Here is a 13302-nt window from a genome sequence, read left to right as displayed (position 1 = left end):
TTCCAAGGGGTCAGTCTGCCCTTAAATAGACAAATAATTTTTATTATAGCCTTCTTCCGTATATATCCTGTTCGAAAACACATTATTTTGGAAGAATGTATCTGCCTAATTTAAATGTAGGCACTTTGTTCAAAAAAATAGCTTAAATTTAGAGCTATGAATTATTCAGGAAGAGAATTAAGCATTATTTTTGAGAAAACCAGATTCGTGATATAATATAACAGTTCATACTTAAACAAAGTCTAAAATGACGCATCTAGAAGGGAGTCGTACACAATTGGCGGCGATAATTGCGTTTATCATTATTTTTGGTATTTTAGTAGTGGTGCATGAATTTGGTCATTTCTATGTGGCTAAACGTTCAGGCATTTTAGTGCGCGAGTTTTCCGTGGGGATGGGGCCTAAGCTCTTTGCCACCCGGAAGAATGGCACGACTTATACGATTCGCTGGTTACCGTTAGGCGGTTACGTCCGCATGGCGGGGATGGCGGATGATGAATCTGAAATCGAAGCAGGTACCCAAGCAACCCTGATTTTGAACGATCAGGGCCAGGTTCAGCGGATTAATACGAGCGATAAGGTGACCACTTTAAACGGGGTACCTTTCCAAATCGCTAAAACCGATTTACAAAAGGAATTGTGGTTAGAAGGTTATGAAGCCGGCGATGAATCCGAATTAAAACGGTATTCAGTCTTACACGACGCGACGATTATTGAAGCGGACGGGACTGAAGTGCAAATCGCACCGGTCGATGTTCAATTCCAATCAGCGACGTTGATCAACCGGATGTTAACCAACTTTGCCGGACCGTTCAACAACTTTATTTTGGCGATTGTGGCCTTTATTCTCTTTGCGATGTTAAGCGGTGGGGTTGCCCAGAATAAGGCGCAACTCGGCACAATCCAAGCGAACTCACCCGCGCAAAAAGCGGGTTTAAAAACCGATGACAAACTCTTGGCCGTTAATGGCGACAAGGTCACTTCGTTCACGGATTTCAGTCAGATTATTGCTAAGAATCCAAATAAACCGGTTCAAATTAAGTACCAACGGGGCCAACAGACGAAGACGGTCACGGTGACGCCCAAAGCAGTCACGCAGGATAAAACCAAAGTGGGTCAAGTCGGTGTCACTGCGAGTCAAGATCATCGGATTATGACGATGGTTAAATACGGCTTCACGCAATCGTGGTCGATTGCCAGTCAGATTTTTAAAGTCCTTGGTTCATTTTTAACCGGTGGTTTTTCATTAAATAAATTATCAGGACCGGTCGGCATGTATTCGATGACGACTCAATTCACAGAACAAGGGTTTAACGCGTTGGTCTATTTCTTGGCCTTCCTATCATTAAACTTGGGGATTATGAACTTAATTCCAATTCCAGCATTAGATGGCGGCAAGTTAGTCTTAAACGTGATTGAAGCGATTCGCCGTAAACCACTATCACCCGAAAAAGAGGGGATTGTGACGTTGGTTGGGGTTGGTATCATGGTATTATTGATGGTCTTAGTCACTTGGAACGATATCCAACGCTTTTTCTTTTAGATTACATTTGGAGGCATAACAACATATGAAACAGTCAAAATTATTTATTCCAACTTTAAAGGAAGTTCCTAACTCAGCGGAAGCTAAAAGCCATCGCATGATGTTACGGGCCGGCTATATTCACCAAGTCTCAGCGGGTATCTATAGTTATTTACCACTCGGTTTTCGCGTGTTAGATAAGATTCAAACGATTATTCGCGAAGAAATGGACAAGATTGATGCGATTCAAATGCAAATGCCAAGTGTGATTCCCGCTGAATTATGGCAAGAATCAGGTCGTTATGACACATACGGCCAAAACTTGTTCAAGCTAAAGGATCGTCATGAACGCGACTTTATCTTAGGCCCCACGCATGAAGAAACGTTTACTGATTTAGTGCGAAATAACATTAAATCGTACAAGAAACTACCATTAACGTTATATCAAATTCAAACCAAGTATCGTGATGAAAATCGTCCACGCTACGGTTTATTGCGTGGTCGTGAATTTATTATGCAAGATGCGTATTCATTCTCAGCCAACGAAGCTGATTTAGATACGACTTTCCGTCAAATGGAACAAGCTTACACGAATATTTTTACCCGTTGTGGATTAGATTTCCGGGCCATCATTGGGGATGCCGGGGCGATGGGTGGTAAAGATTCTAAAGAATTTACCGCAATTGCTGATATCGGTGAAGATACGATTGTTTATTCTGATCAAAGCCAATACGCGGCCAACTTAGAAATGGCTAGCGGTGTTCGTCCTAGCCAAAGTTCAACTGACGTTCAATTGGAAACTGAAAAAGTGGCGACTGGCGATGCACATACGATTGAAGAAGTCGCAGCTCGTTTAGAAATCACGGCGCAACAAATCATTAAGAGTGTCCTCTTTATCGCCGACGAAAAACCAGTCTTGGTTTTAGTTCGTGGTGATTACGAAGTCAACGACGTTAAATTAAAGAACTTCTTGAATGCTGATTTCTTAGAAATGGCAACGCCAGAACAAGTGCAAACTGTTATGGGCGCACCAATGGGTTCAATCGGACCGGTCAATGCACCAGAAGCAGTCAAATTAGTCGCTGATTATAGTGTTGAAGCGATGGTCAATGCAGTCGTTGGCGCCAATGAAGCCGATCATCATCTATTAAATGTTAACGGCAAACGTGATTTTGCTGAAACGGACTATGCTGATTTACGTTTCGTTCAAGAAGGTGAAGCCTCACCAGATGGCGAAGGTAAATTACAATTTACTAAGGGCATCGAAATTGGTCATATCTTTAAATTAGGCACACGCTATTCAGAAGCATTTGGTGCGACTTTCTTAGATGAAAACGGCCGCGCTAAACCAATCATCATGGGTTGTTACGGGATTGGGGTTAGTCGTTTACTATCCGCCATTACGGAACAACAAGCTGACGATAACGGCCTCGTTTGGCCAAGTACGATTGCGCCATTTGATTTACACATTGTCCCCGTCAACGTTAAAGATGCGGACCAAGTGCTATTAGCGGAACAAATCGAAATTTTATTAGAAGAAGCCGGTTATTCAGTATTAGTTGATGATCGTAAAGAACGTGCGGGCGTTAAGTTTGCCGATAGCGATTTAATTGGCTTGCCAATCCGGATTACGGTCGGTAAAAAAGCGACTGAAGAAATTGTCGAAGTCAAAATTCGTAAAACGGGTGAAACACTAGAAGTGAAGAAAGATGAATTAATCAATTCATTAAGTGTCCTTTTAGATAGCAAACAATCAGTCACTGAATAATCACGACGATAGTGTTTAAGCGTGTTGAGTTTGTCACACGCATCCATTTCCGTTCAAATCAGAAAACCAGTTTATCCTTAGTTTCTGGGTAGACTGGTTTTCTGACTTGATACTCAATTACCAGCGTTAAGGGGGCCCTTTTGTGGCATTAGATCAAACGGCATTGTTTCAGAAATTATTAGAACAAATCGAATTACCCGCCGATGTGGCGAACTATCCCGGTTTTAAAACCGGTCAAGTCGAACAAGTCATCGTCCATGAAACCTCGAAGGCGTGGACGTTCAAATTGCATTTCGAGACGGTATTACCTTACGCGGTCTTTGTGACGTTTGAACAATATTTGGAAGCGGCATTTAAGTCCATTGCGACCGTCCAACTTGCGATGACGACTGATAAAACCGAACTTGATGGTGGTGTCTTAGCGGCCTATTGGGAATACGTCGTCAATCATAGCGGCATCCAATCGTCACTATTGCACGAACTCTGTGCGAAAGAGACACCTTACATGGACGGCAAGCAAACTTATCTAGTCGTTGAAAATGATATTGTTAAAAACTTCTTCATTAACCAAGCACAAACCGCGATTCAAGATGGTTATCGCCGTTTAGGATTTCCGAAGTTTGCGATTCAACCGTTGATTGATGAATCCGCTTCGCAAAAAGCGATTGAGGATTTCCAAGCGAAAAAAGCGGTCCAAGATGCCGCCCGAGCGCAAGCCGCGGCTGAAGCCATTAAGAAAAATGAAGCGCTTAAAGAAAAACGCCAAGCTGAAGGCAAACCAGTTGACGGTCCAATTAGTATGGGCCGCGGCTTAAAACCCGACGAACCAGCGCGTCAAATGATCACAATTAACGAAGAAGAACGGTCAGTCGTGATTGAAGGTTACGTCTTCGATAAAGAAGTTCGTGTCTTGCGTTCGGGCCGTCAATTGTTAATCTTGAAGATGACCGATTATTCATCATCATTTACGGTTAAGAAGTTCTCACGGGATGCCAGCGATGAAGGGCTGTTTGCCGCCATCAATCCGGGCATGTGGTTCAAAGTTCGTGGGAGTGTCCAAGAAGATAATTTCCTCCGTGATTTGGTACTGAATGCCAATGATTTGGTCGAAGTCAGTCATCCGAAACGCCAAGATACCGCCGAAAATGGTAAACGGGTCGAATTGCATTTGCACACCAACATGTCGCAAATGGACGCCACTAATAAAATTGGCGACTTCGTCAAACAAGCCGCCAGTTGGGGCCAGTCCGCCATTGCGGTCACCGATCATTACAATTTACAATCGTTTCCGGATGCGTACGCCGCGGGTAAGAAGAATAACGTTAAAATTCTGTACGGCGTGGAAGTCAATCTCGTCAATGACGGCACACCAGTCGCCTATAATTTACGCGACGAAGTTCTTGAAACTGCCGAATACGTGATTTTTGATGTGGAAACGACCGGGTTGTCGGCCGTTTACGATTCAATTATCGAATTAGCCGCCGTTAAAATGAAAAACGGTGAAGTGGTAGCTTCGTTTGATGAATTTATCAATCCTGGTAAATCGTTATCGGCGTTTACGACGCAATTAACCAGTATCACGAATGAAATGGTACAAGACGCTAAATCCGAAGCCGCCGTCTTGGCGATGTTTAAGGATTTTGCTGGCGATGCCGTTTTAGCGGGCCACAACGTCACGTTTGATATGGGCTTCTTGAACGCCGGTTACGGTCGTAACGAGCTAGGTCAAATCGAAAATCCCGTGATTGATACGTTGGAATTATCACGGATGTTGCACCCAGAATATAAAAATCATAAATTAGATTCATTAACGAAACGCTACAAGATTAACTTGGAACACCATCATCGCGCCAATGCCGATGCGGAATCCACTGGTTATTTATTGTACAAATTAGAAACCGAAGCGGCCACGCGCTACGAGATGCTTAACGTCAATCAATTAAACAATCGAGTCGGTGAAGGCGATTCGTATAAACAAGCGCGGCCAGCCCACGCCGTTTTGATGGCGAAGACCCAAGCTGGTTTGAAGAACTTATTCAAATTAGTTTCGGCGTCAATGACCGAATATTATTACCGGACACCACGCTTACCGAAGAGCCGTTTAGACGCATTGCGTGAAGGAATTATCGTTGGTTCGGCCTGCAGTAGTGGTGAGGTCTTCGAAGCGATGATGCAAAAAGGTTATGAAGAAGCTCGCAGTCGGGCGAAGTATTACGACTACATCGAAGTCATGCCCAAAGCCGTTTACGCACCGTTGTTGGAACGTGAATTGGTCCAAGACGAAAAAGCTTTGGAAGAAATCATTGCCAATTTAGTCAAGCTGGGTGCCGAACTTGGCAAACCAGTCGTTGCGACGGGCGATGCCCATTATCTAAACCCGGTCGATTCAATTTATCGTAAGATTCTGATTAATTCGATGGGTGGCGCTAATCCGTTAAACCGGTCGAAATTACCAGACGTCCATTTCCGGTCAACTGATGAAATGTTGAAAGCTTTTGCCTTTTTAGGCGCTGATAAAGCCCAAGAAATCGTCGTTACAAATCCCAATGCGCTAGCCGATAGTCTCGATGAAATTGTGCCGGTCAAGGACAAGTTGTATACGCCGAAGATGGAAGGCGCTGAAGATGAAATTCAGACCCTGACCATGAATCGGGCGCACGAATTATACGGTGCTGAATTGCCTGCGATTGTCCAAGAACGCTTGGATAAGGAATTGAAGAGTATTATTGGGAATGGTTTCTCGGTGATTTATTTAATTTCGCAAAAGCTCGTGTATAAGAGTGGTAAGGACGGTTACTTGGTTGGTTCGCGGGGATCGGTCGGCTCGAGTTTAGTTGCCACGATGACCGGGATTACCGAAGTTAACCCATTGCCACCGCATTACCGCTGTCCTAACTGTCATTATTCCGAGTTTTATACCAAGGGTGAAGTCGGTTCGGGTTACGATTTAGACGATAAAAATTGTCCGAAATGTGATACACCGCTCGATAAAGATGGCCATGATATTCCGTTCGAAACCTTCCTAGGCTTCCATGGGGATAAAGTCCCCGATATCGATTTGAATTTCTCGGGTGATTATCAATCGGTGGCGCATAATTATACGAAAGTTTTGTTCGGTGAAAATAACGTGTTCCGGGCTGGTACGATTGGCACGGTCGCCGATAAAACGGCGTACGGTTACGTCAAAGCTTACGAACGTGACACAGAACAAACTTTCCGAGCGGCTGAAATTGATCGACTCGCCAAGGGGTCAACCGGTGTCAAACGAACGACTGGTCAACATCCGGCCGGGATTATCGTTGTGCCGGATTATATGGATATTTACGACTTTACGCCAATCCAATTTCCAGCCGATGATCAAGATGCGGCTTGGAAGACAACCCATTTTGATTTCCATTCAATCCATGATAATATCTTAAAACTCGATATCTTGGGCCATGATGATCCGACGATGATTCGGATGCTCCAAGATTTGTCGGGGATTAACCCCAAGACGATTCCAACCGATGATCCCGGTGTGATGGCGCTCTTTTCTGGGACCGATTCGTTGGACGTCACACCAGAACAGATTAATTCGAAGATGGGCACCCTCGGCGTACCGGAATTCGGGACGCGTTTTGTCCGCGGAATGCTCGAAGAAACCCACCCAACGACTTTCTCGGAATTGTTACAAATTTCCGGCCTGTCTCATGGGACCGACGTGTGGTTAGGCAATGCCGAAGAGTTGATTAACAAAGGCGTCGTCACGTTGAAGGACGTGATTGGTTGTCGGGATAACATCATGATGGATTTAATTCATTGGGGGATGGACGACAGCATCGCCTTCAACATCATGGAACGGGTCCGTAAGGGTAAAGGGATTCCGGATGACTGGCAACAAGCCATGCGCGAAAATGAGAACGTGCCTGATTGGTACATCGATTCTTGTTTGAAGATTAAATACATGTTCCCGAAAGCCCATGCGACCGCTTATATCATGATGGCGTTGCGGATTGCTTATTTCAAAGTTTATTTCCCGATTATTTATTATTGTACGTATTTCAGTGTGCGCGCCGATGACTTCGACCTCGTGGCAATGGCCCAAGGCAAAGAAGGCGTCAAGGCCCGCATGAAGGAAATCACCGATAAAGGGATGGAAGCCAGCACCAAGGAAAAGAATTTGTTGACGGTCCTCGAAATCGCCAACGAATGTTTGGAACGGGGTATCAACATTAAGATGGTCGATGTCGAAAAATCCGACTCCGCCAACTTCTTAATCCAAGATGACCACACGTTACTCGCCCCATTTAGAGCCGTGCCTGGCCTCGGCGATAACGTCGCCAAACAAATCGTTTCCGCTCGCGAAGAAAAGCCCTTCTTATCCAAAGAAGATTTATCCAACCGTGGTAAAGTTTCCAAAACCTTGATTGAATACATGACGGTCAACAACGTCTTGTCTGATCTACCGGATGAGAATCAGTTGTCGCTGTTTGATATGATGTAACCAAATAGACAAGCTAGATTGCGAAGGCAATTGGGCTTGTCTATTTTAATAAGGATTAATTAATAGTATAATTTGATTAAATGCAATGCTGGGAGGATCCTTTAATGTCACATCTAAGACCGATAATATATGAAATGGGTTATAACAAAGACGTTATCAATCAAGATATTATCAAAGAAGATGATAAAAAATACATCTTAAGTTATCCAACCGTTTATATTGTGCAAGACGTCGATCGGCATGCCGGATATTCTGTCTACGTTGGCGAAACAAGTGACATTAAACGACGAACAATCGAACATATTAGCATAGATTCTAAAGAAAGATCTGATTGGCGAGAACTCGCTGATTCTGAATCGGCTGAGATGTACGTTATAGGGCATGAACATTTTAACAAATCGATGACTTTAGATATCGAGAATAAAATGATGCAATATTTAGCGAGTGTCGATGTTGTTAAAAAAGTGAATAATCGTCGCACTAATCAACAAAATATGTATTATTCATATGACGAAATGGAAGAGATATTTTCTAAGATTTGGCGAAAATTAAGAACCTTCGACCCAAAATTATTTCCACTTGAGAAAACAATTCGAGACTCAGCTTTATTTAAAGCATCCCCATTCCATAAGTTAACAGAAGAACAGTTGGCTGCGAAAGATAAAATTATGCGGCGTATTGAAACTAATTTGGCTAATAAAGCCGGAGTGGGCACGCTGATAGTAGTTGAAGGCGATGCTGGTTCAGGAAAGACCGTTTTAATGAGCAGTCTTTTTTATGAACTTAATCAGCTAGCCAAAGAAAATTCAGAAACTCAGCAGTTGAAAGGTACTAGCCAGTTTTTGTTAGTGAATCATGATCAGCAATTAACGGTTTATGAGGAAATCGCTAAAAAATTGGATATTTTAACGCATGATGGGCAAAAGACCGTTTTAAAACCAACACCTTTTATTAACGCACATCCGCAAGAGGAACCCGTGGATGTTGTCATTGTGGATGAGGCACATTTACTGTTAACGCAAGGCAAGCAATCCTATACTGGTAAAAATCAGCTTGATGATTTATTACAACGGGCACGGGTTGTTGTGGCGGTTTTTGATAGGAAACAAATTTTATCGCGTGAACAATATTGGACACCAGAACAATTAGAGACGCTATTAGCTAAGGTTAAAAGTGAGGGCAATCACATTGCTCTCAATAAGCAATTGAGAATAAATGCAGGTCAATCAACAATTGATTGGATTCGCAATTTAGTCGATCTGAAAACGATTGGGACATTGCCTAAGAAAGATTCTAAGGGGTACGAAATTCGGTTTTTTAACTCACCAGATGAATTACAGAAAGCCATTTTCGAAAAAGCACAGAATGAAGATTCTGGTATTTCAAGGTTACTAGCGACTTTTGATTGGCCATATTCTGGGAATAGAGATAATGAGGGCCAGCCATGGTACGTTAAAATTGGTGATTGGCAGATGTTATGGAACTTACAATCTAAATTAACGCGTCAACAAAAAAGACTTAACAAGGGGTTAGCGTGGGCAGAACAACCGCAAACGCTGAATGAAGTTGGGTCGACCTTTACAATTCAAGGGTTTGATTTGAATTATGCCGGTGTAATTATTGGACCATCTGTTAAATATAGAAATGGTAGAATTGTTTTTGATAAGTCACAGAGTGAAAATAGTAAAGCAAAACAAAGAAGATCGTTAGATAGTGGTCTTAAAATTGATGTTTCGGAAGAAATGTTGAATAATGAATTGAATGTGTTACTCTCTCGAGGGGTTAATGGTCTGTATATTTATGCGGTCGATGATGCTTTAAGAGCAGCACTGCAGTCGGAGGAAATCAAATATGAATAGCATGGAAAAAATTAATCAATTTAGGGATGATCGAAATTGGCGGCAGTTTCATAATGAAAAGGATTTGGCATTATCTATTTCATTGGAAGCCTCAGAACTACTAGAACTTTTTCAATGGAAGACAGCAGCAGAAGGGACTAAAGATATCGAGCGGGTGAAGGAAGAACTAGCTGATGTCTTAATCTATAGTTACATGATGGCAGACAACTTAAATTTGGATATTGATGATATTATTGAACAGAAATTAATTAAAAATGCTGAGAAATATCCAGTGTCAAAGGATTAATTCGATTTAATGAAAGAGCTTTGATTACATTATTTTATTAATGTAATCAAAGCTCTTTTAGTTATAGAGAGTTGAGGAGATTATTCGTTCATATAAATTTTAAAAATCGGTTTGATTAAAAAATATAAAATATCTATTTAAATTTACTAGTCCATCTCATTAATAATGCATAACGTAATTTAAAAAAATAAATATGGATTAATTATCTTAAAATAATGTATTCTTATAGGCTATAATATTAGTTAAAGACTACTATAGGAGTGGCTGTGCATGGATAATTATAGAAATAAACTAAAAGTTTTTATAAGTTCAAAAATTGGAAATACGGAAAATGATCAAAAATATATGTTGGCTCGTACAGCTGCAAAAAAAGCACTAGAGATGACGGGGTTATTTACTGTATACATGTTTGAGTCCACAGGACCCTCAACAGGAAGTGCGATAGATGATTATCAAGAAGAGCTAAAAGCAAGTGATGTGTGTATTGTTCTAATCGATAATGAAGATAATGTTCCTGATGGAGTGGCGGCGGAAATTAAAACTATTAATAAGTTTCGAATTCCGACACTCTATTATTTTTGTAAGGAGAGAAAGAGTGAACCGACACAACTTCAAGGAACATTGCAAGATCCTATCGGGCCCAAGTTTATGGTTATCTCGTCCTTCAATGAATTTATTGAGAACTGTACGTTAAACTTAGTAGATGATGTATTAAGTACCTATAAAGGGAAGCGCCCTGTAAATATTCAAAATGATATTCTAGAGGATGATACTAACTTAAATGTACAAACTAAGTTAGTAAGTAGTTCCTTTTATAAGAAAGAATCTTTATCGAATACTTATTGCAGAGACTTCTTTAACGACTTGATTTTTAGCGAAAAGAATGAAGCAGGTATCAACAAAGTCGATAAGAACTTTGATTATTATTGCTATAAATTTTTATTGATTCTATTTAGTAAGGATGATATAGAAAGCTTTAATATGAATCTCTTCTTAGAGTCCTTACAAAAAATACTTCCTATAAATTACTATAGAATAGTGAAAATAAGATGGAGTTCTAATCAAAAATATTATTTAGAACAATACGAGGAATCTATGAATCTTCTTCGCCAAGCTCTTGAAATGGCGAAAAAAGATGAAACTATTGAGGAATGGTTTATTCAAGATATATTGATAGATTTGAGAAATAGAGAAAATGAAATTGCAGAGTTGAAGAATGAATACCATCCAAATAACTATGGACAAAAGTCATTAAACGAACGGGAGGATAAATTATATTACCCAATTGTTGATAGAAATGAAAAAGAACTTCTAGAGTGGATTGAAAAAGACAGACAAAAAAAAGATTTAAGAAATGGCTCTGGTAAATTTAGCTATGGGGATCTTTCTTATTTAGGGAATTTACTGGCGGATAATTATTATGAAATGATGATGTTTGGTTCATTAACGCATATTAGTAGAATATATATGGTGATTCAAAAATTGGTTTATCAGTTAACTAAAACGACAAATTATTGGCCGTCAATAATGCTTTTATTAAAAATAACAATATTGACATTAGACCATAAAAAAGTAAAGAGAATAGTAAAGTCATTTGAGAATATACTCGAACAGATGGACAACAAAGAAGCAAAAAATATTTACGAATTTTCTAATTATTTAAAACCAAGTCATCAGCAGTTTAAAGCTAATTTGATTGCAATGAATACAGTCGGTCTTTACTTAGATGATTCTGATTTTACATTATATTGGAATAGTTTGAGAAAGCAAATAGATAACTGGTTAGACGAAGATAATAGTACTATTTTTGTGCAACCCGTCATTTTTGATTGTTTGAAAGGAGTATACAAACGTCTAAATAATCATTATATTGTGGAATTTTGTTTGAAGATACTATCATCTACAAGTAGAAGGTACTATAGAGAGACATTAATTTTAGCCGGACAAGCTATTGACTATAAATCGATTAGTAGCAATGATTCAAATGAAATTATTGATGTACTTATAGAATTTTCGAATAATACGCAGGATTCAGATTTGATTCAAAAAATAAAACCAATTCTTGTTCAACTTAAAAATCAAGATCAAAAGCATAATTTAGATATGGAAGAATATATAAAAAATAACTGGGGAACTTATTACAATGGTGAATATCTATTTGATAAGAATAAAGATGAACATGCTCGAAGTATGATTATTATGGATAGAGTTGAGGAAATTAAAAAAAGAAATAAGATACAAGGAGTTAATGGTAGTTACAGTATGTTCGCTACAAACCCGTATTTTGAAATTGAGAGTATTTTGGTTCAGGGAGAGAAAGATATAGATATTTTTTTATTAAGCGATGTATATAAATCTGCTGTAGAGACAATAATAAATCCCCAATTGCTAATAGAAGATAAATTCAGTGCCTACAGATTAATAATATTTTTAATGAGATATGATTCGAATCTAATAGATGAAATGCAAAATGAAATCGAAAAGATTAAAGAAATAGAAGATTTTGGCTCTTTAAAGAATTCGATGATAGGTTCAATCGATAGTTCGATGTTAGTTTTGTGTCACTTACTAGTGCTTGAATGTGTTGGTGTAAGAAATTCAATTGAGATTGCCAATACTATATCGGTTTTAAATAATACTAATCAGCAAATTCAAACTTGCCAAATAATTCAGGTATTTTTTTATAGCTACAGGAATATTCGAATTCGAACTGATTTAGAGAATCTTTTTTTTCAAAATTCATTAATGTGGGCAAATTCAAAGAATAGGGATATTCGGTGGCATAACATACATTTGATGTTGAAATTATTAGAGAAAAAGAAATTCAAAAAAATAATTGGACAGTATTTTAGAAAAACTATGAGTTCTGATAATGCAATTATTAAAAGTCAAATTGTTCATCGATTGGACGATATAAAAAAAGTGGATAAAAGATTGGAAGTAGATATTGAGAAGGCTGCTATGAAAGACAGTAATTTTATTATTCGTTTGATAGCAGAAAATAGATATTAGTATTCTTGGGAGGTATAAATGTTAGATTCAACTATGAAAATGGCAAAAAAACATCTTAATGAGGCTATAAAAGATGATTCTTTAATAATATTTGTTGGTGCAGGAGTATCAGCAAATTCGGGGTTGCCTAAGTGGAGTGAACTTATAAGTGAATTTAAAAATGAGATTGATTTGACTGATGAAACGGATTATTTAAAGACGGCTCAATATTATTACGATACTGTTGGACAACAAAAATATTTTCAGAAAATAATGGATATTTTTCAACCACATATAAAGGTGAATTTTATAATGAAGTTAGCCACCGCTAACTAAAAAACGCCACGTGAATTTCATGTTATATTGAAGTTACCACTAACTTTCAATAGACAA

7 protein-coding genes are annotated in these 13302 nt (G+C 39.2%); all 7 read left to right on the top strand.

The window, feature by feature from the left end; all coding sequences use genetic code 11:
• Positions 1 to 247: 247 nt before the first annotated feature.
• The 7 genes from rseP (at position 248) to LFUMFP_RS06920 (ending at position 13245) form a co-directional block, all read left to right on the top strand.
• Positions 248 to 1543 carry an RIP metalloprotease RseP gene (rseP, locus tag LFUMFP_RS06950; RefSeq protein ID WP_051552794.1) on the top strand — a complete coding sequence of 432 codons (1296 nt, stop codon included), beginning with the start codon at positions 248 to 250 and terminating at the stop codon, positions 1541 to 1543.
• 25 nt (positions 1544 to 1568) lie between these two features.
• Positions 1569 to 3290, top strand: a complete 1722-nt coding sequence (locus LFUMFP_RS06945) for a proline--tRNA ligase (RefSeq protein ID WP_025082863.1) — start codon at positions 1569 to 1571, stop codon at positions 3288 to 3290.
• A 142-nt stretch (positions 3291 to 3432) separates the two neighbouring features.
• The gene (locus LFUMFP_RS06940) at positions 3433 to 7773 is read left to right on the top strand and encodes a PolC-type DNA polymerase III (protein WP_106483326.1); all 4341 of its coding nucleotides are present in this window, start codon (positions 3433 to 3435) and stop codon (positions 7771 to 7773) included.
• A 104-nt stretch (positions 7774 to 7877) separates the two neighbouring features.
• Entirely contained in the window at positions 7878 to 9632 is a 1755-nt protein-coding gene (locus LFUMFP_RS06935; RefSeq protein ID WP_106483325.1) for a DUF2075 domain-containing protein, read from the top strand.
• Positions 9625 to 9918 (top strand): nucleotide pyrophosphohydrolase, encoded by a 294-nt coding sequence (locus LFUMFP_RS06930; RefSeq protein WP_106483324.1) that lies wholly within the window; start codon positions 9625 to 9627, stop codon positions 9916 to 9918. The genes LFUMFP_RS06935 and LFUMFP_RS06930 overlap by 8 nt, the downstream gene beginning before the upstream one ends.
• A 270-nt stretch (positions 9919 to 10188) precedes the next feature.
• On the top strand, positions 10189 to 12930 hold the full coding sequence (locus LFUMFP_RS06925; protein WP_106483323.1) for a hypothetical protein: 2742 nt from the start codon (positions 10189 to 10191) through the stop codon (positions 12928 to 12930).
• 18 nt (positions 12931 to 12948) lie between these two features.
• Positions 12949 to 13245 carry a hypothetical protein gene (locus tag LFUMFP_RS06920; RefSeq protein ID WP_106483322.1) on the top strand — a complete coding sequence of 99 codons (297 nt, stop codon included), beginning with the start codon at positions 12949 to 12951 and terminating at the stop codon, positions 13243 to 13245.
• Positions 13246 to 13302: the final 57 nt, after the last annotated feature.

Source organism: Latilactobacillus fuchuensis (genome assembly GCF_900258455.1).
In the GTDB taxonomy this organism is placed as follows: domain Bacteria; phylum Bacillota; class Bacilli; order Lactobacillales; family Lactobacillaceae; genus Latilactobacillus; species Latilactobacillus fuchuensis.
The sequence above is the reverse complement of the archived record's forward strand: the minus strand, read 5'-3'. Positions and strand labels throughout refer to the sequence as shown.